The organism is Candidatus Tenderia electrophaga (assembly GCA_001447805.1).
In the GTDB taxonomy this organism is placed as follows: Bacteria; Pseudomonadota; Gammaproteobacteria; order Tenderiales; family Tenderiaceae; genus Tenderia; species Tenderia electrophaga.
In genome coordinates, this window is sequence record CP013099.1 from 2,696,678 (window position 1) to 2,716,526 (window position 19,849).

At 61.1% G+C, this 19,849-nt stretch carries 20 protein-coding genes; 13 read left to right on the forward strand and 7 right to left on the reverse strand.

The window, feature by feature from the left end; translation table 11 throughout:
* Positions 1-56: 56 nt before the first annotated feature.
* The 6 genes from Tel_12325 to Tel_12350 form a co-directional block, all read right to left on the reverse strand.
* Positions 57-1,592 carry a phage tail protein gene (locus Tel_12325; protein ALP53857.1) on the reverse strand — a complete coding sequence of 512 codons (1,536 nt, stop codon included), beginning with the start codon at positions 1,590-1,592 and terminating at the stop codon, positions 57-59.
* A 22-nt stretch (positions 1,593-1,614) separates the two neighbouring features.
* The gene (locus tag Tel_12330; protein ALP53858.1) at positions 1,615-2,481 is read right to left on the reverse strand and encodes a hypothetical protein; all 867 of its coding nucleotides are present in this window, start codon (positions 2,479-2,481) and stop codon (positions 1,615-1,617) included.
* Between the two features lie 16 nt (positions 2,482-2,497).
* Positions 2,498-3,070 (reverse strand): hypothetical protein, encoded by a 573-nt coding sequence (locus tag Tel_12335; protein ID ALP53859.1) that lies wholly within the window; start codon positions 3,068-3,070, stop codon positions 2,498-2,500.
* Between the two features lie 159 nt (positions 3,071-3,229).
* Positions 3,230-3,985: a hypothetical protein gene (locus Tel_12340; GenBank protein ALP53860.1), complete on the reverse strand. Its 756-nt coding sequence runs from the start codon at positions 3,983-3,985 to the stop codon at positions 3,230-3,232.
* A gap of 47 nt (positions 3,986-4,032) precedes the next feature.
* Positions 4,033-5,460, reverse strand: a complete 1,428-nt coding sequence (locus Tel_12345; protein ID ALP53861.1) for a dihydrolipoamide dehydrogenase — start codon at positions 5,458-5,460, stop codon at positions 4,033-4,035.
* 66 nt (positions 5,461-5,526) lie between these two features.
* Positions 5,527-6,639, reverse strand: coding sequence for a hypothetical protein (locus Tel_12350; protein ID ALP53862.1), 1,113 nt, complete (start codon positions 6,637-6,639; stop codon positions 5,527-5,529).
* A gap of 298 nt (positions 6,640-6,937) precedes the next feature.
* On the opposite strand from Tel_12350, the gene Tel_12355 reads away from it, so the two are divergent.
* From Tel_12355 to Tel_12415, 13 genes are read left to right on the forward strand one after another with little or no spacing between them, the layout of a single operon-like run.
* Complete coding sequence (locus Tel_12355) at positions 6,938-9,361, forward strand: xylulose 5-phosphate 3-epimerase (GenBank protein ALP54859.1); 2,424 nt, start codon at positions 6,938-6,940, stop codon at positions 9,359-9,361.
* On the forward strand, positions 9,351-10,640 hold the full coding sequence (locus Tel_12360; protein ALP53863.1) for a glycogen debranching protein: 1,290 nt from the start codon (positions 9,351-9,353) through the stop codon (positions 10,638-10,640). The genes Tel_12355 and Tel_12360 overlap by 11 nt, the downstream gene beginning before the upstream one ends.
* Positions 10,637-11,017 carry a hypothetical protein gene (locus Tel_12365; GenBank protein ID ALP53864.1) on the forward strand — a complete coding sequence of 127 codons (381 nt, stop codon included), beginning with the start codon at positions 10,637-10,639 and terminating at the stop codon, positions 11,015-11,017. The genes Tel_12360 and Tel_12365 overlap by 4 nt, the downstream gene beginning before the upstream one ends.
* A 59-nt stretch (positions 11,018-11,076) precedes the next feature.
* Positions 11,077-12,528, forward strand: a complete 1,452-nt coding sequence (locus Tel_12370; protein ALP53865.1) for an ATP synthase subunit beta — start codon at positions 11,077-11,079, stop codon at positions 12,526-12,528.
* A gap of 3 nt (positions 12,529-12,531) precedes the next feature.
* The gene (locus Tel_12375; GenBank protein ALP53866.1) at positions 12,532-12,927 is read left to right on the forward strand and encodes an ATP synthase F0F1 subunit epsilon; all 396 of its coding nucleotides are present in this window, start codon (positions 12,532-12,534) and stop codon (positions 12,925-12,927) included.
* 2 nt (positions 12,928-12,929) lie between these two features.
* Positions 12,930-13,235 carry an ATPase F0F1 gene (locus Tel_12380; GenBank protein ID ALP53867.1) on the forward strand — a complete coding sequence of 102 codons (306 nt, stop codon included), beginning with the start codon at positions 12,930-12,932 and terminating at the stop codon, positions 13,233-13,235.
* Positions 13,228-14,454: a hypothetical protein gene (locus Tel_12385; protein ID ALP53868.1), complete on the forward strand. Its 1,227-nt coding sequence runs from the start codon at positions 13,228-13,230 to the stop codon at positions 14,452-14,454. The genes Tel_12380 and Tel_12385 overlap by 8 nt, the downstream gene beginning before the upstream one ends.
* Complete coding sequence (locus Tel_12390; protein ALP53869.1) at positions 14,451-14,756, forward strand: hypothetical protein; 306 nt, start codon at positions 14,451-14,453, stop codon at positions 14,754-14,756. Before Tel_12385 ends, Tel_12390 begins: the two co-directional genes overlap by 4 nt.
* Positions 14,753-15,490, forward strand: coding sequence for an ATP synthase F0F1 subunit A (locus Tel_12395; GenBank protein ID ALP53870.1), 738 nt, complete (start codon positions 14,753-14,755; stop codon positions 15,488-15,490). The genes Tel_12390 and Tel_12395 overlap by 4 nt, the downstream gene beginning before the upstream one ends.
* Positions 15,483-15,758 (forward strand): ATP synthase F0F1 subunit C, encoded by a 276-nt coding sequence (locus Tel_12400; GenBank protein ALP53871.1) that lies wholly within the window; start codon positions 15,483-15,485, stop codon positions 15,756-15,758. Before Tel_12395 ends, Tel_12400 begins: the two co-directional genes overlap by 8 nt.
* Before the next feature lie 2 nt (positions 15,759-15,760).
* A complete protein-coding gene (locus tag Tel_12405; GenBank protein ALP53872.1) occupies positions 15,761-16,519 on the forward strand; it encodes a hypothetical protein in 759 nt (252 codons plus the stop codon).
* 23 nt (positions 16,520-16,542) lie between these two features.
* On the forward strand, positions 16,543-18,075 hold the full coding sequence (locus tag Tel_12410; protein ALP54860.1) for an ATP synthase subunit alpha: 1,533 nt from the start codon (positions 16,543-16,545) through the stop codon (positions 18,073-18,075).
* Positions 18,062-18,955 carry an ATP synthase subunit gamma gene (locus tag Tel_12415; GenBank protein ID ALP53873.1) on the forward strand — a complete coding sequence of 298 codons (894 nt, stop codon included), beginning with the start codon at positions 18,062-18,064 and terminating at the stop codon, positions 18,953-18,955. The genes Tel_12410 and Tel_12415 overlap by 14 nt, the downstream gene beginning before the upstream one ends.
* Positions 18,956-19,048: 93 nt before the next feature.
* Here Tel_12415 and Tel_12420 read toward each other — a convergent pair whose 3' ends face one another.
* Positions 19,049-19,708 carry a hypothetical protein gene (locus Tel_12420; protein ID ALP53874.1) on the reverse strand — a complete coding sequence of 220 codons (660 nt, stop codon included), beginning with the start codon at positions 19,706-19,708 and terminating at the stop codon, positions 19,049-19,051.
* Between the last annotated feature and the right edge of the window lie 141 nt (positions 19,709-19,849).

The following is a 19,849-nucleotide window of genomic DNA, read 5'->3' on the forward strand; positions in this document are numbered from 1 at the left end:
CTCCCTCTAAGTTGAAAAGATTATTATTCGTTATTGTCGGTTTTCAGACCGAGATGCTATGACTTCTGCATCTGCTGTTGGAACGTGATTTCAATAAACTCGGCCGGACGACTGATGGCCACCAGCACCGTCACCCGCAAGATACCTTCCAGGATGTCCTCGGAGGTCATGGTCTCGCCCAGACCGACATGGACGCTGAAGGCATCGTCCGGCACCGCCCCGGCCAGGCCGCCGCGTTTCCAGATACCGGTGAGAAAGTTGCGGATCATGCTCTTGATGGTGACCCAGGTGTTGGCCACGTTGGGCTCGAAGACATAGGCCTTGGTGGCCAGCTTGATGGACTCTTCCAGCATGATCATGGTGCGGCGCACATTGATGTAGCGCCAGTCGAGACTATTGCCGTCCAGGGTGCGCGCGCCCCATACCAGCGTGCCCTCACCGATGAAGGTACGGATGGCGTTGATGGACTTGCCCTGGGTGGTGACGTTCAGGTCTTCCTGATCGTCGTGGGTGATATTCACCGCCGGCGAGACCACCGCGTTCAGACTGACATTGGCGGGCGCCTTCCACACACCGCGGGAATTGTCCACCATGGTATAGATGCCGGCCATGGCCGCGGCGGGCGGCAGCAGGTTGAGCTTTTCTTTGATGGAGCCGAGGATATTGCCGTACAGCGGGCTCATGGCGATGAGACTCTTGTTGAGCAGCCCCTTGACCGCATAGACCTCTTGTTCCGATTTGTCGTCCCAGCTGTTGGTGATGTCGTTGACCGCCTGCGCCTGTTGGGCGATCTTGGCGGGGGTGGAATCGTCGACGCTGTCCGGAATGCCGAGTTCGCTGCGCAACAAGGTCTGCAACACGTCAGGGTTGGCGATGTTGTCGTAGCTAAGGTCCTTGTCCTGAACGATGGTGGTATTGATCCAGGGATAATAGGCGGCGGCGAAATCCAGATAGTTGATACCCAAGGCCGAGCGGAAATTCTCGACGCAATCGCCGGCGGGGTCCTGGCGGTCCTTCTGACCGCCCCAGATATCGAGGATGGCAAAACGGTTTTTCATCTTGCCGCCACAATGGGCCAGAGCCGCCTGTTGCACGCTGATGCTGTTTTGTTCGTCCAGCAACACGGTCTCGGGGATAACCACCATGGTGGGCTCCTGCTCTTTGACCAGCAGGTTGATCCCTTTGCTCAATCTGTCCGCCTCGATGGCGTCCTTGTAGTTACCCACCGATACTACGTAGCAGGGCCCGCCGCCGTTCTGAAAGAACAGCAACATGCTATGGTAGAGCAGGTATTCGCCGGCACTCTGGTTCAACACATACGCGCTGTCGCCTAGCGAAAAAGCCGCCTCGACATTGGGATCGGCGGGCTTTTCCTCGATGTTGAACTGGGGCATGGGCGCGAAACCGAAATAATTGTGAAACTCCGACATGGATGTGATGCGCCAGGGTTTGTTCAATAAGGACTTGCCCCTGTTATCCGCCTTTTGGGTGTAGCCGATAAAAGCCGGAACCGCGGTGGCCACTTCGACGACAGAATTCGGAAAGGCGTTCTTTTCGACGATATAAACGCCCGGTGTTTTCATCTGTCCCATAATATCTTCCCTCTATTTATTGTTAGCTGTTAACGTAGATTTCTGAAACTACCGTTCCGTGCCCTGCAATCGTTTCCATCCCCGGCCGGCTGACGCAGGCAAGCGGTAATCGTTTGATCAAAACCCTTTCGCCTTGCTGACTCTTGGCGCTCAACTGCAAACGAAAGTCGTAATCCTGATGCAGGGGAATGTCTTTTGTGGATCTAAACACAAGCGCGTCCCGGCCACCCGCCAAGGTGGTCCTGCCCAACGGCTCGAATTCAAGCCGGCCGTCCGCATCCACGACACGGGCATCCTGGGCGGCCATCTCGCCGAGCACATAATATTGCCAATAGGTGCGGCGCGAACGAAATGCGATTCGATACTCCACACCGTCGCCATCGAGCCAATCCGCGAGTAGCGATTGCCGCCCGTGATGCGCATAGATCCTGAGCACGAACACGGGCGGCAGCAGTCTGTCCTTCTGGCCCATCATACTCCCGAGCCGGTCCGAATCCAGGGCCACAAGATCATGTTCCGCGACGTAATCCGAACCGTGTAGACGCACGACCGCGCCCGGCGCCGCGCCGCGATTGTCGAAATAAGGCATCTCGGCCATGCCGGCGCCGAAGGGCTCGCTGTAGCTCCTGAACTCCGGATCGGCGGCGTACACCTTGAATTCAAAACACAAGGGGTCGTCGCTGTCGTCGGCATACATTTCCAGCGACGCCAGTCGCGCTTCATCGTAACTCACGACGATGCCATCACCGCGGCGGCGCAATAACAAACCGGCGTTGCCCATTATGTGTTGGGTATGTTGCGTGGGGATGAACTCGAGACCGGGGCAACGGCCATCCGAGAAGAAATCATGCGCCACACAGACACGAAACAATGATCGGTAGGCGCTCATCACAAACAAGCCTGTGTCAGTGACTCAGGCTGGGTTGCGGCCGGGTCAAGGCAGGGGCCTGCTTCTTCACCGCACCGGAGTCGTAAGTCACCATCCTGACCTTGTAGAGCACCGAGGGCAGATATTTGCCGCTCAGCATGCCCCACAGACTGCTGAGGTTCTGCATGTCCAGATTTTCGATATCCAGGATGAGTTTGTTGATTTTAGTATCCAGACCGGGGCTGTTGTGTTGGTCGAACACCCCCTGGCCCTGGAAATAGCTGATGGTTTTGGAAATAAACTTCAACCCTTCCTGATAATTACTGCCGCTGAAATAGCTGGCGAACATCAGATATAAATTAAAGTATAGAGGCGGCGAGGCAACGATACTGCGGCCGCCACCGCTGGCGAAGTTTTGCTGCTGGAAGGGGACGCTGTCCTTTTCGATATTGACCAGGGAAACCACGATCTTGTTGTTGGCATGGGGGGCGACGCTGCCGTCCTGCTCCAACAGATTGGAAACCACGACCACATCCTCGCTCAGGTCGAAGCTGCGCTTGAGATGCTGATTGAGTTCGGAGGCAATATGACTAATCGCGGTGTCGATCATTAACCATCCCTTCCCTGATAGTGGCTAACAGACAATCACGGCGCCGAGATTGTGATCTAATTGGGGCGCCGGAATGGGGAAGTGTTGCGGTAACGCGGGGTTTTGTCAAGGCGCCCGGACACCGCACCAAGTCGGGGCATCACCTGCCGGGGTAGGCTTTTATTCCCAATACTTACGTCTGGCGTAATGCTCCAGCAGCTTGATTTCATAATCGCGGCTAATCACCGCTTTGGGATCGTAGGCCGGGGCGGTGAGGATATCCTCTTTACACAAGTCCACGGTCACACTCTTCTCCAGCCAGTGGACCCGCTCGATCCAGGCGGGATTGAGCAGCACGTGCTTGCCCGGCCACCAATTGCGGGTATCGATCTCCAGATAGCGTACCTTCCAATACTGGTCGTCGATGACGAAGTCCGCCACGTGGCCGAACTCGCCGTCCTCGGCGTCGAGGCGGTAACCGCTCACCTGGTCCGAGCTGCGCAAGTGGTTGTCGCGCTTGCCTTCACGCCAGGTATCATAAAACGGCGGCAGGGGCCGGTGGGGGTCGAAGCTCGGCTGTGCGGCCGAGAAGGGGTCGGATTGCCAATACGGCGGCCAACCGTAATAGCGCAGGTATTCCTGTTCGTACTGACGCGAAACCGGCTGATCGGCGCCCAGAGGCGGGCTGTTCTCTATCTGCTCCTGACTCAGTTCGATGTAAAGCGTATGCGCCTGCTCGTCGAGTTCGCCGACGGCGACGGGCGAAATGAGCACGCGCCGCCCCATCAACCAACCACCCGTGTTGACCACCAGGTAGCGAACAGACCAATTGGAATCGTCGAAGTAGACTTCTTCCACTTTGCCGATTTCACCGTCCGCGGCACACAGGGTAAAGCGCTGAAGCTGCCTCAATCGATGTAATTTCACATTAGCCATAATTTACACCTGCTTAATCATTGCGGCGTTCGCACGGCGGCAAGCCGTCACTGCCCCGCGGCGGGAACGCATGGAAGTCGATGCTGCAGCGCCAATTCCAGTGGCGCTTTGCGACTGTCGCCGAGCCGGTCACGGGTATCACGCAAGGCGCTGCGCAGCCCCTCCTCGACCACAGGGTGATAAAAAGGCATACGTAATACGTCGTGAACACTGCGGCGCTCACCGATGGCCCAGGCCAGCAAATGGGCCAGGTGCTCACCCTGCGGTACACACATCTCGGCCCCCAGCAGGCGACCTGACCCGGGTTCGGCATAGACACGCAGCACGCCTCGGTCACTGCGCGTCATCCGCAGCCGTCCCTGAGCGGCGAAGTCGGCCGCGCCGATCACCGGCTCAACGGATTTGAGACTGGCCAGACTCTGACCGGCCACGGCGATATGGGGATCGGAAAAGACAATCATCAGCGGCGTGCGCCGTTCAAACGACAGGGCACCTGACTGCAAGGCATTGTGAGCGGCAATATAGCCCTCGTCCGCCGCTTCGTGCAGCAGCGGGACGCAGCCGTCCACATCGCCGGCAAGATAGATGGGCAGATCGCCCACCTGCATGGTGTGGGGATTGAAACGGGGCCGGCCTTGATCATCCAAGACCACGCCCAACTGCTCCAGTCCCAAGCCCTCCAGGTTGGGGCGCCGTCCCAGGGCGACCAGCGCCTTATCCACCACCACTTGCCGACCGCTGCCCTGTACCGCCACCCGGTCGCCCTGCGCATCCAGCTCGGCGCGGGCACCCATATAGATGGGGAACTCCGGCTGCAGCATATCGAGCGCCTGCCGGGCCACCGTTTCATCGCTGAGCCCGCCGATACAGTTGGACGCTTCAAAGCCGTAGACGTCCACGCCCACGCGGCTCAGGGCCTGGGCCAGTTCCAGCCCCACACCACCCATGCCCACCACCGCCAGCGAAGGGGGCAGTTCCTCCCATTCGAAAAACTCATCACTGTCGGCCACGCGCCGGCCCAGCGCGCGCCAGGCGTCCGGGACCACGGGGCGCGAGCCTGTGGCGATGATGCTGGCTTCGGCCTCGATGATCCGCTCCCCCACTTGCACGCGCTGCGGTGCGACGAAGCGCGCCCGCCCGGCGATGCTGCGCTCGCCCAGATCGGCGGTTTGGCGCGCGGCAGCGGCGGCAAAGTCGTCGCGCAGGTCGCGCACTTTCTGCATCAGCACGGCGGAATCCAGCTGCAACGCGGCCGCCCCCTGCACATCCAGGGTTTCGAGCAGGTGACGGTTATGAAAGGCGTTGGCGAATTCCACCAGGGTCTTGGAGGGCATGCAGCCCGTACGGGCGCAGGTGGTGCCGTAGGGGCCGGCGTTGATGATGACGAAGTTATCGGTGTGCTTGCGTACCTGGTTCAGGGCCGACAAGCCCGCAGTGCCGGCACCGATAATGGCGATGTCATAACGCCGCGTCATGACGTCAATTTGTCCGTGTTCGTGGGTTCATAAGATCAGATCATCGTCAGTGGCCATCACCACCGATCAGGTGGCGTACTCGCGCGTCAATTGAAAGCGTTTCTCCTGCAGCGCCTTGAGCACGGCGTCATAGGAATGGGCGAATTTGGCCACCCCCTCCTGCTCCAGCTGCTCGCTGATCTGCGCCAGGTTGATACCGCATCGATCCAGGGCCTGCAACTGCTGCTTGGCCTGGTCCACATGCTCCTCCAGGGTGGCATGCAACTCACCATGGGCCTGAAATGCATCCAGGGTGTCGGCCGGCAGGGTGTTGACGGTATGCGGCCCGATCAACTGCTCGATGTAAAGCACATCGCGATAGGCCGGGTCCTTGGTGCTGGTGCTGGCCCACAGCGGCCGTTGCATACTGACGCCGCGTTGCAGCTGTTCCGCCGCCCGTTCGGAACCGAGCGCGGACTTGAAGGATTGATAGGCCAGCTTGGCATTGGCGATGGCGATCTTGCCTTTCAGCGCCTCAGCCTCGGCGCCGCCGACCTTATCCAAGGCGGCATCCACCTTGCTGTCGATACGGCTGATAAAAAAAGAGGCCACCGAGGCCAGCCCGGCGGGGTTGGGATTGTGCTGTAGTCCGCGCAGAAAGGCCTCGATCACCGCCTGGTAACGCGGCACCGAAAACAGCAGGGTAATATTGACGTTGATCCCCTCGGCGATCAGGGTCTCGACGGCCAACAGACCCGGCACCGTGCCCGGCACCTTGATCATCAGATTGGGCCGATCCACCGTACGCCACAGATGCCGCGCAGCGGCGACGGTGGCATCGCTGTCATAGGCGATGTGCGGCGAGACCTCGAGACTGACGAAGCCGTCGCGGCCGTCACTGCTGAGATACACCGGCGCCATGATGTCGGCCGCCATTTGCACATCCTGCACGATCAGCCATTCATAAAGATGCTGCTCATCGAGCTGGTGATCGGCCTGCAACAGATCGCGAATGGTATCGTCATACGCCTGACTACCGGTCAACGCCTTTTCAAAAATGGTGGGATTGGTGGTCACGCCCCGCACACCGGCATCGCGCAGTGTCGCCAAGCCGCCGTTGACCAGCAGCTCACGATCAAGATAATCCAACCATACCGACTGTCCGTAGTCGCTATACAGCGTCAATATATTCGATGTCATGCCTCAACCCACCTTAAAAAATTCTTCAAAATTGCCCAGTTGGCGCAGTCACATCACCTTAACGTCGCGGCACCGCCCAGCGCATTGAATTTTATCAATCGTAAAGCTTCCGTCCGGGGCGCACGCCACACCGGTTTGGCCCGGTAATTTCGCGTTCCCGGCGCCGCATCTCATTGAAAAATCGCAATGCGTTTGAGTCTGTGATTGGCTAGCGTAAGCAGTAAGGTCCCAACGCCCGGCCAGGCCAGTCTTTTGCAGGAGATCCATCATGCGCGACAACAATCCAAGCGGTGATACCATGCACCCGCTGACCCGGCATCATGCCACCGCCTTCGAGCGTTGGGCCGACGGCTATGGTGTGATCCGCCATGGTGATATGACCCAGCGCCGCATCTATGAGATGGCCGACCGCCTGCATCGGCAAGGGCGTGTTAACGAGCGCGACCTGGTGTTCCGGACACTCTCGGCCGCCGACCGCGTCGCCAGCGCCGCCATGTGGCTGGTGGCACATATGGTCTACGCCCGGCGCGTCTATCTCGACGGCCGCGAACTGCTGGCGCAGGATTTCAAACACAAGCCGGAGGGGCACATGGGCGGCTCGCTCAACATGGTGCCCGCCTATGTGGGCTACCTCGCCGCCAACAGCATCACCGGCAATACCCGCGGCTGGCTCATGGGCCAGGGTCACTGCGTCTCCGCCATCGACGCGGTCAACCTGCTGGTGATCAACATGTCGCCCGCCCACGCCGAGCGCTACCGACTCAGCGATGCCGGGTTGACGCGCTTCGTGGAGGATTTTTATGCCTATCAGGTGGGTCCGGACGGCCGCCCGGCGTCGCCGCTGGGCAGCCATGTCAACGTCCATACCGCCGGTGGCATGATGGAGGGCGGCTATCTCGGCTTCGCCGAGCTGCAATACATGCACATGCCCGAACCGGGCGAATCCCTGGTCACCTTTCTCAGCGACGGCGCCTTCGAGGAACAGCGCGGCAGCGACTGGGCACCGCGCTGGTGGCGCGCCCAGGACAGCGGTCTGGTGGCGCCCATCATGATCGCCAACGGCCGCCGCATTGACCAACGCAGTTCCATGGCCATGAAGGGCGGCGCAGACTGGTTCGAGGAACATTTACGCCGCAATGGCTTCGATCCGTTTTGTATCGACGGCCATGATCCCGCCGCGTACGCCTGGGGCGTGATCGAGATGGAAGAACGCCTGCTGCAGCATGCCGAGTCCATCAACCAAGGCAAGGGGGACTATCCAGCGCCGTTGCCCTACGCCATCGCCGAGTGCATCAAGGGCTACGGTTTTCCCGGCGCCGGCACCAAGCGCGCCCATAATCTACCCTTGGGGGCCAACCCGGCCGAGGACGACACGGCGCGCCAGAGCTTCAACCGCGGTGCCGAACGCCTGTGGGTCGACTTTCACGACCTGCAAGACTCGGTGCGCATGCTTAACCATCACAGCATTCAGGGCCGTCCCAAGGAACGCGACCATCCCCTGGCGCGGCGCCAGGTCGCCACGCCCAATCTGCCCGAGCCGCCCTGGTGCGCACCGGGGACTGCCGAACCGCAAGGCGCCATGTCCGCCATCGATGCCTATTTTTGCGACATCGTCACGGCCAATCCGCAGCTGCGCGTGCGCCTCGGCAATCCGGATGAAATGGAAAGCAATCGCCTGACCAAGAGCCTGGCCCTGCTTAAGCATCGCGTCACCCACCCCGAAGCCGGTATCGATGAGGCGCTCGACGGTCGGGTAATCACCGCCCTCAACGAAGAGGCGGTGGTGTCGGCGGCGCTGGCCAACAAGAGCGGCCTGAACCTGGTCGCCAGTTACGAGGCATTCATGGTGAAAATGCTGGGGGCGGTGCGCCAGGAATTGATCTTCGCCCGCCACCAGTTCGACAACGGTGAGATCCCGGGCTGGCTGGGCCTGCCGCTGATCGCCACCTCCCATACCTGGGAGAACGGCAAGAATGAGCAGTCACATCAGGACCCCACCTTCAGCGAAGTCATGATGGGCGAGATGAACGATGTCTCACGGGTGCTGTTCCCGGCCGATTGCAACACTGCGGTGGCCGCCCTGGAGGCGGTCTATGCCAGCCATGGCCAGCTCTGGACCCTGGTGGTGCCCAAACGGCCCCTGCCCCAGTGGTTCGACAGCGAACAGGCGCGGCAGCTGATTCGGGATGGGGCGGTACGCCTGCGCGGCAGCGGCGGGCCCAATGAACGGCTGCTGCTGGGGGCCACCGGTGCCTATCAACTGCGCGAGGTGTTGCACGCCTCGGATCGCCTGCAACAGGTCGGGGTCGAACACAGCGTGGTCTATATCCAGGAGCCCGGGCGCTTCAGGATCCCCCGGGACCGCCGCGAGATGCGCCAGATGACGCCCCAGGACAGGGTGCGGGAACTGTTTCCCGCCAACGCCGAGGTGCGCGTCTTTCTCACCCATACCCGCCCCGAACCCTATATCGGCATCCTGTGGCCGTTGTTGGACAACGAGGCCGGCACCCCGGTATTGGGCTATGTCAATCAGGGCGGCACCCTGGATGAGGACGGCATGCTGTTCGCCAACCGCTGCACCTGGGCCCATGTCATCGCCTCCGCCGCCACCGGTCTGGGCGAATTGCCCGAGGTATTGCTCAGCGAAGCGGAGTTCGCCGCCCTGGCCGGCCAGGGGGATCCCCAGGTCCTGTTCAGAAAGTCAGCCCGCGATGACGCATGAGTCGGCAATCATCGCACAAGGATACGACCAGGCCATCGCCTTGTTGCGCGCCTGCAGCACCGAACACGGCTTTGTCGCCTCGCCCAGTGAAAGCCGTAATTATCACCGCGTGTGGGGGCGGGACAGCGGCGTTATGACCCTGGCGGCCCTGCTCAGCGGAGATCAAAAACTGATCGATGCGGCGCGCCAGTCCCTCCTCACCTTGGCCAACTACCAGGGGCCGCACGGCGAGATCCCCAGCAATGTGGATCCGGTGGCGGAACGCATCAGCTACGGCGGCACCACGGGCCGCGTCGATGCTGATCTGTGGTTCATCATCAGTTGCGCCGAGTACTGGTGCGCCAGCGGCGACGATGATTTTCTCGATGCGCTGCTGCCCGCGGTGGAAAAGGTGAGGTTTCTATTGGGCGCCTGGGAGTTCAACAGTCGCGGCCTGCTCTATGTGCCGCTCACCGGCGATTGGGCCGATGAGTATCTGCACAGCGGCTATGTGCTCTATGATCAACTGCTCTATCTGCAGGCACAGCGCAGCCTGGCCGGTATCCACCGCGCCATACACGGGTCCGAGGATCATGCCCTGCTGGAAAAGATCAGCCGCCTGCGCCATCTGATCCAGGCCAACTACTGGTTCGATGACGACGATCACATCCCCGACGATGCCTATCACGAGGTGTTGTATAAAAAAGGGCGCAAGGCGGCCAGTCACTGCGCCGGCCTGCACTGGCTGCCGGCCTTTTCCCCCACCGGCTACGGCTACCGCTTCGACACCCTGGCCAATGTGCTCGCCTCCCTGCTGGGGGTGGCCAATGAAACACAGCGCCGGCGGGTGGATCAATTCATCAATGACAAGTTGATTAGCGAGGATCAGCGTGTCCTGCCCGCCTTTCATCCCGTCATCAAGCCGGTGGATGAAGATTGGGAGGAATTGCAAGTGATGTTTTCCTATACTTTTAAGAACAGGCCCTATGAGTTCCACAACGGCGGGCGCTGGCCCATGGTAACGGGCTTTTACGTGGCCGACCTGGCGCAGCGCGGCTGCCGGCAAGAGGCGGAGGCATTCTTGCAGGCCATCCACCGCGCCAATGCCTTGTCCATGGAGGGCCAGGCCTGGAGTTTTCCCGAGTTCATCCACGGCGAGACCGGCGCGCCCGGGGGCACCCGACAACAGGGCTGGAGCGCCGCGGCTGCCGTCATCGGCCACCATGCCCTGCGAGGGCAACAGCTGTTTCGCATCGCTGACCATGAATTGAACACCCAAACACGGGAGCCATCGCAATGAGCCTTCACCGACACGGCCTTTCCATCGGCATCGAAAGCGTGGGTGACGACTTCTTTCTTACCTTCAAAGCCACGGGCACACTCACCCATGCCGACTATGAAAGGATCGTCCCGATGATCGATTCCGCCTTGGCGGGGATGAGTGATGCGAAAATCAAGGCCTATATCGACCTGTCCGAGCTGGAAGGTTGGGAGGCCCGCGCCGCCTGGAACGATTTTAAGCTCGGCCTGAAATACCGCGGCGAGTTTGAAAAGATCGCTGTCTTCGGCAGCCATAAATGGCAGGAATATGCCGCCAAGGTGGCCTCCTGGTTCGTGTCCGGCGAGGTCGAATACTTTCCCAGCGCCGATGCAGCGTTGCAGTGGCTGCAACAATAACTCATGACAATACCTTTCTTGGACACGCAGCGATAACACAAAAGCTAAAACAATAAATCATGGACCGTCACCGAAATCAGCATGGCCACAGCGGCAACATCGTCGCCGTGCGCGGCAATGTGGTGGACGTGCGCTTCGCCCCGCCCCTGCCGCACCGCAATCAGGCCCTGTATAGCGGTGACGACGACACGGTGGTGTTGGAAGTGCAGAGCCATCTCGATCCGCACACGGTGCGCTGCATCGCACTCACCGTCACCCGCGGCCTGCAGCGCGGCGACTCGGTGAAAGACAGTGGCGGCATGCTCACCATGCCGGTGGGCGAGGGCCTGCTGGGACGGGTGCTCAACGTCTTCGGCCAGCCTATCGACCGCCAGGGCGAGATCGAGGCCGACGCTTACCAGCCCATCCACCGCCCGCCCCTGCCCATGGACCAACGCGTCACGCGGCGCGAGATCTTCGCCACCGGCATCAAGGCCATCGATCTGTTGGCGCCGCTGGAGCGGGGTGGCAAGGCCGGCTTGTTCGGCGGCGCCGGGGTGGGCAAGACGGTATTGATCACCGAAATGATCAACAACATGGCCGGGCGCTACAAGGGCATCAGCCTGTTCTGCGGCATCGGCGAGCGCATCCGCGAGGCGGAAGAGCTGTACCGCGAGATGCGCGACGTGGGCGTGCTCGACAACACCATCATGGTCTTCGGCCAGATGAACGAGCCGCCCGGGGCGCGCTTTCGCGTCGGCCATGCCGCGCTCACCATCGCCGAGTACTTCCGCGATACGGCGCGCCGCGACGTGCTGCTGCTGATCGACAACATCTTTCGTTTCGTGCAATCGGGCATGGAGGTGTCGGGACTGATGGGGCGCCTGCCCTCGCGCGTGGGTTATCAGCCCACCCTGGGCACCGAGCTGGCCGAATTGGAAGAGCGCATCTGCAGCTCGGCCAGCGGCGCCATTACCTCGGTGCAGGCGGTCTACGTGCCGGCGGACGACCTGACCGACCCCTCCGCCACCCACACCTTCGCCCATCTGTCGGCCTTTATCGTACTGTCGCGCAAACGCGCCAGCCAAGGACTTTATCCGGCCATCGATCCGCTCAACTCCGATTCCAAGATGCTCACGCCCACGGTCGTCGGCGAGCGCCATTATCAGGTGGCCCAGGCGGTGCGCAGCACCCTGGCGGAATACGAGGAGCTGAAAGACATCATCTCCATGCTGGGCATGGAGGAGCTGTCGCGCAAGGACCGCGCCACGGTGAGCCAGGCGCGCCGTCTGGAACGTTTTCTCACCCAGCCCTTTTTTACCACCGAGCAGTTCACCGGCCATGCGGGCAAAGCGGTGGAATTGGAACAGACCATCGAAGGCTGTGAGCGCATCCTGGCCGGCGAATTCGAGAAGAGCAACGAAAAGGCGCTGTATATGATCGGCACTGTGGATGAAGTCAAGGGCAAGCAGCCCCGGCAATCCGCTGAGCAAGATGAAGGTCATGGGGAAGATGAAGAGACGAGAGCATAGTCCATGCGTTTGAAACTTTTACTGCCCACCGAAGTACTGGTCGACACCGAAGTCAGCAAAGTGGTGGCCGAGGCGGAAAACGGCTCCTTCTGCCTGCTGCCGCGCCACGTGGACTTCGTCGCCGTCTTGGTGCCGAGCATTTTCTACTACACCGACCACAACCATAAGGAATATCTGTATGCCATCGATCACGGCAGCCTGGTCAAGTGCGGTGAACAGGTGTCGGTGTCGACCATGAACGCCATTCAGGGCGACGATTTGCACAGCCTGGAGCGCACCATTGAGGAACGTTTTATTGATCTGGACGAACATGAGCGCGCCGCGCGGACGGCCCTGGGGCGTTTGGAGGCGGGCACGGTGCGACGCTTTATGGAATTACAGGAACAACGACGGGGCTAAGCATGGCCGACGACCCGAATCAAGACAACCCCCAGCAGCACTTCCGCAAGGAGGCCGGCAAGCGCGTCCGGCGTAAGCTGCGCACCCAAGACGACCGCGACAAGAGCGGCTGGTTCTGGTTCGGCATGTTCGGCATGGTGGGCTGGGCGGTGGCGATCCCCACGGTGATCGGTATCGCCATCGGGCTGTGGCTGGACCGCGTCTATGCCGGGCCGCCCTCCTGGACCCTGAACCTGCTCATTGTCGGGGTCATCCTCGGTTGTCTCAACGCCTGGTATTGGGTGAAACAGGAGAGCCGCCGTGACTGACCCCGGCCAGGTGGATGCCCTGATGATGTCACTGGTGGGTGCGGCGGTGGTCGCCGCGGTACTGATCAACGCGCTGTCCGGACGCCTGGGCGTGCCCGCACTGGTAGGTTTTCTGTTACTCGGCGTGCTGCTGCGTCTGGCCGACAGTCACTGGCAATTCCTCAGTGAGCCGGTGATGACGGCATTTCGCTTTATGGCCAACCTGGGCGTGGTGGCGCTGTTGTTCAAGGTGGGCCTGGAGAGTCATCCGCGGGCCCTGGCCGCCAAGTTGCCCAGCGCCAGTCTGATCTGGATCGGCGGGGTCTTCGTCTCCGCCGCGATGGGCTTTTTTGCCAGCCATTATTGGCTGTCTTTGGCGCTGGTCCCCTCACTGGTGATCGCCGTCGCCCTGACCGCCACCAGTGTGGGTGTGTCGGTGGCGGCCTGGGAGGAAAAGGGTGCGCTCGCTTCGGACAAGGGTGCCCTGCTGGTGGATGTGGCGGAACTGGATGATATCTCGGGCATCGCCCTGATGGCGTTGCTGTTTGCGCTGGTGCCGGTGTTGCTCAACGGCGGCGGCGCCTTCTGGCCCACCCTGGGGGGTACCGCGGCCTGGTTCCTTGCCAAATTTTCCTTGTTTATCCTGTTTTGCCTGCTGTTTGCGCGCTACGGCGAAGCCCGCCTGACCCGACTGACGGCCCAGCTGCGCGACCCGCCCGAGCGGATGCTGGTGGTGTTGGGCATCGGCCTGCTGATCGCCGCCCTGGCCGGCAGCCTGGGATTCTCCCTGGCCATCGGTGCGCTGTTCGCCGGATTGGTGTTCAGCAACGACCCGGAGGCGGTGAAAACGGAAAAATCGTTTCAGGATTTATATGCCTTCGTGACCCCCTTTTTCTTTATCAGCATCGGCCTGCACATCGACCCGGCCTCCTTGGGCAGCGGTCTGGGCATGGGCAGCGCCCTGGTGGCGGTCGCCATCCTGGGCAAGCTCATTGGCCATGGCCTGCCGGCCTGGTGGATCAGCGGCGCCAGCGGTGCGGTATTGATCGGTATCAGCATGGTGCCGCGTGCCGAGATCACCATGATCATCATGCATCAGGGTCAACAGCTGGGCCCCGAGGTGGTGCCCGATAGTGCCTATTCAGCCATGGTCGTGGTGAGTATGATGACCTGCCTGCTGGCACCCATGGCGCTGCATCCCCTGCTCAATCACTGGCCGCAACGGGAGGACAAGTCATGAATCCACTGATCTTCGAACTCATGGCCTCGGCCGTGGCAGGGGTGGGTTTGGGCCTGCTGTTTCTGTGGGCACTGTGGCGTTCGCTGCGGCGCCTGCCCGAGCGTGACCGTCCCGGCCTGTGGATGGCCGGCGCCATGACCCTGCGCATCCTGGCGGTCGTCGCGGTATTGTTTGCCATCCTGCTGTGGGGCGACTGGCGCCACGTAACCGCGGCGTTGGTGGGATTCACCTTGGCGCGCTGGCTGGTGGCGCGGCGGGTGGTCGCACGGCGGGCCGACGCCACGGCGGGGACGGCAAAATGACCATCAGCCCCGATTCCATTCTGCTCTGGGCCTGGGGAAGCCTTCACCTCAACGCCACCATTGCCTACACATGGCTGATCATGGCGCTGCTCACAGCCGCCTCTTGGCTGATCAGTCGGCGTCTGTCCAGCGGTACCCGGATGTCGCGCTGGCAGAATCTCCTGGAGGTGATCGTATCGAGCACCATTGATCAGATCCGCGAGGTCACCCACCAGGATTACAGCCGCTATCTGCCCTTCGTCGGCACCCTGTTCCTATACATATTGGCCAGCAATCTGCTCACCATTGTGCCCGGCTACATCGCGCCGACAGGCTCCCTGTCCACCACCACGGCGCTGGCCATATGCGTGTTGGTGGCGGTACCGATCTATGGCATCGCCAGTGAGGGCCTGCTGAGCTATCTCAGACACTACGTCCGCCCGACGCCCTTGATGCTGCCCTTTAATATCATCGGTGAACTGTCGCGCACTATCGCCCTGGCGGTGCGCCTCTACGGCAATATCATGAGCGGGACGGTGATCGTCGGCATCTTGCTCAGCCTGACGCCGTTTTTCTTCCCCATTGTCATGCAGCTGCTGGGGTTGATAACCGGCACCATCCAGGCCTACATCTTCGCCATCCTGGCCATGGTCTATATCGCCTCGGCCAGTTCGGCACATCGACACACCCAGGAACGCGATGCACAACGGCAAGATCAAGACACCTCAAAGCAGAAAGGAGAACCCCATGGATAGTGTATCCATCATCGGCATGATCTCGGTGGCCACCGCCGGCATCACCATCGCCATCGGCTCCGTCGGCCCGGCGCTGGGCGAAGGGCGCGCCATCGCTCAGGCCCTGGCGGCCATCGCCCAGCAACCGGACGAGGCCGGCACTATCAGCCGCACGCTGTTCGTCGGTCTGGCCATGATCGAATCCACCGCCATCTACTGCTTTGTGGTCTCCATGATCCTGATTTTTGCCAATCCCTTTTGGGATCATGTCATCGCCGCGGGAGGCTGAACATGACCATCGACTGGATCACAGTCACGGCCCAGATCATCAACTTTCTGATCCTGGTCTGGTTGCTGAAACGTTTCCTCTATCAACCGGTGATCAACGCCATGGATCGGCGCGAGCAGCGCATCAGTGAGCGTCTGTCGCAGGCACAGCAACGCGAGCAGGAGGCCGAGGACGAGGCGCAAGACTATCGCCAGCGCCGCGAGGCATTGGAACAGCAACGTCAGGACACCCTGCAACAGGCCGAGGACGAGGCCGAACAGCGGCGCCAGCAGCTGCTGGATGAGGCGCGCCGCGAGGTCGATGAACTGCGCCACCAGTGGCGCGGCGAACTGAAACAGGAACAACACAATTTCCTTGCGGAACTGAAACGGCGTGGCGCGCACAGCGTCGCCGCCATCGCCGACCGGGCCTTGACCGATCTGGCCGATGCAGACCTGGAACGCCAGATCATCAGCAACTTCCTGCAGCGCCTGGACAAGCTGGATGAGGCGACGCGCAATATGCTGGCGGATGACAACAAAGAAGTGCGTCTGCGCAGTAGCTTCGCACTTGACGATGACACACGCCGGCGCATCGGCGACGCCGTCGAAAATGCCCTGGGCCAACGGCTCGAACTCCAATACGAACAGACAGAAGAGCTGGTATGCGGCATCGAACTGGTCACCGAAGGCCGCAAACTGGGCTGGAGCGTGGCGCAGTACATGGACAGTTTGGAAGCCAGCATGAAGAAGGTGCTCGACGGCGCGCCAGGGTCGAGCTGAGCGCCATGTCCATTCTCAAAGACTTGCAACAGGAGATCGACACCGCCATCGAGACGGCACTGACAGCGGCGCCCAAACAACTCCGCAGCCGCGAGGTCGGCAGCGTGACTCACATCGGCGGCGGTATCGCCCGGGCCACCGGCCTGCCGGGCCTCGGTGCCGAAGAGTTGGTGCGCCTGCCTGGCGGCGTGCTGGGCATCGCCATCAATCTCAGCGAGGCCGACATCGGCATCGTCTTGCTGGGCGACAGTGATGAGCTGGGTGCCGGCAGTGAAGTGGAAGCCACCGGCCGCGAAGTCGACACCCCGGTGGGCGACACGCTGTTGGGAAGAGTGTTGGACGCCACCGGCCGGGTGCGCGACGGCGGCGCGCCGTTACAGATCCAGGAACGGCGCGCCGTGGAACAACCCGCCCCGCCGATGATGGACCGCGCCCCGGTACAGGTACCGCTGCAGACCGGGCTCAAGGCCGTGGATGCCCTCATCCCCATCGGTCGCGGCCAGCGCGAACTCATCGTCGGCGACCGCCAGACCGGCAAGACCTCCATCGCGGTGGGCAGCATCATCAATCAGCGCGATACCGACGTGATCAGTATCTACTGCGCCATCGGTCAGCGCGGTACCGCGGTGGCCCGGGTGGTGGACGCCTTGCGTGAACACGAGGCCCTGGAACGTACCATCGTGCTGGTAGCCTCGGGGGAAGATCCGCCCGGCCTGCAGTACATCACCCCCTACGCCGCCATGAGCATGGGCGAATACTTCATGGAACAGGGCCACGACGTCCTCATCGTGTATGACGATCTGACCCGCCATGCACGCGCCTATCGCGAACTCTCGCTGCTGCTACGCCGGCCGCCGGGGCGCGAGGCCTACCCCGGCGATATCTTTTACCTCCACTCGCGCCTACTGGAGCGCGCCACCCATCTCAGCGACGAGCGCGGCGGCGGGTCACTCACCGCCCTGCCCATCATCGAGACCCAGGCACAGGACATTTCCGCCTACATCCCCACCAACCTGATCTCCATCACCGACGGCCAGATCTATGTCTCGCCCGAGCTGTTCCGCAAGGGCATGATGCCCGCCATCGACATCGGCAAGTCGGTCTCCCGCGTGGGCGGCAAGACCCAGCTGCCCGCCTACCGCAAGGTGGCCGGCGACCTGCGCCTGGCCTATTCCCAGTTCGAAGAGCTGGAGACCTTCGCCCGCTTCGGCACCCGCCTGGATGAGGACACCCGCGCCACTATCGAACGCGGCCGACGGGTACGCGAGATTCTTAAGCAACACGAGTACCAGACCCTGAGCGTGAGTGAACAAATCACGGCATTGCTGGCGGTCAACAGTGGCATGTTCGATGGGCTGGAACTGGAGCAGGTGGGTCAGGCGGAACAGACCCTCCGCGCCCAGTTGTTGGAACGACACCCAGAGCTGTGGCAGCGCATCGACCAGGGCGAAACCCTATCGGACGACGACTGGGAACAATTGCAACAGGCCCTGCGCAGCGCAGCTGATTCGCTGCAATCGGATCCGGATGAGGCGAGGGATCATGGAAACGACTGAGCGACTGCAGCAACAACTCGAAAGCCTGGGCGATCTGCGCTCGATTGTGCGCACCATGAAGGCCATGTCGGCGGTCAGTATCCGCCAATACGAGACCGCCGTGCATGCCCTGGCCGATTATTTTCACACCGTCGAGCAAGGGCTCTACGTCGTGTTGAGGGCGCGGGGCGAAAGCGCCGGCCCCCCGCCGCCAATGGCCGACACCCCCCATGCCGCTATCGTCTTCGGTTCGGATCACGGGCTCTGCGGCCGCTTTAATGAAGACATCGCCACCTTCACCTTGGCTCAATTGAGGCAGGTTGCGCATACCGATGAGCCATGCCGCCTACTGGTCATCGGCGCGCGCGCCGCCGGTCAGTTGGAAGACGCCGGGCAACGCGTTGAGGAAAACTTTTTGGTGCCGGGCGCCGCCGCGCGTATCGCCGTCACGGTTCAACACATACTACTCAAACTGGATGAATGGCGTCGCGCGCATAAAATCGACCACGTGCATTTGTTCTATAACCGGACCACGCCCGGCGGCACCTACCAGCCGACCCATATCCGCCTACTGCCGGTGCAACTGCAACGCTTCCGCCGCCTCGACGGTAAAGACCGCTGGCCTTCGCGCAGCCTGCCCGGTTTTACTATGCCCGCCAACAAACTGCTCGACGGCCTGCTGCAGCAATATTTCTTCGTGACCTTATTCCGCGCCTGCGCCGAATCCCAGGCGGCCGAACACACCAGCCGGCTCAATGCCATGCAGAGTGCCTCCAGCAACCTGGACGAGCGCATCGAAGAGGTCACAGGACAATACCGCCGCGTGCGCCAGGACAATATCACCAGCGAACTGATCGATGTCACGACCGGGTTCAATGCCTTGACCGGCGGCGAGCTTTGAATACAAGCCAGACAAAAAAAGCGGCGCAATTTGCGCCGCTGCGTCAGTAAAGACCGCTTGAGGTCTGCGTCACCGATTCGGTTCGCTCTTGGCTTAATCTAAATTCAGACTGGTGACCGCGTATGCCTCAATCTCCCGACCCTCGAAGAAACCGAGATCCAAGGCGCCGGATACGGATACGTAGTCGCCTTTGTCGATCTGTTGTATACCTTCATCGTCCAAGGGGTTGTAGATCATTTCATCGGTGTCCACCTCGATAGTGTCGCCACCGGTATCCAGGGTAAACTCGCGCCCGTCGATACTCGCGACGGTACCGGACACATTCAACCAGCTGCCGTCTTCCAGCGGCCGTATTGTAACGGTCGGATAGGCCAGGACGTAGGACATATCCTCTTCATCGGCAGGGTTGGCATAAAAGTATGAATTCAGATTTTCGACATAGACACTGCTGGCTTCTATGCTGCGCTTTTCAAACAGGTCGTCGTCGATAATGCCGCGCACCGTCACATTGTCCCCATCGAGCAACATGTACGCGTCACCATACCAATCCCAATCATCCATTTCCACGGTGATCAGCCCTTCACCATAATCGAGGCGAAAGCTATCGTCGGTGGCGGACACCACAGTTCCATTGACTGTAATCCAGCTACCTGCAGGTTTTTCGCCGGGATCAGCGGCGAACACAGGGGTGCTGGCGAATAAAATGCCGGCCGATACCAAGCAAATGGGCAAATGTTTCTTGTGTTGGCTCATGAGTCAGCTCCTAAAGGTGGTTTAACCGAACACCAATCTGAACGCATATCAACGCGCCTGGCATTGACAATCATCAAATAATCCATACACCCGTATATCCGAACGCATTGTTGAGCTGAGCACATTTAACATAGCGACCAA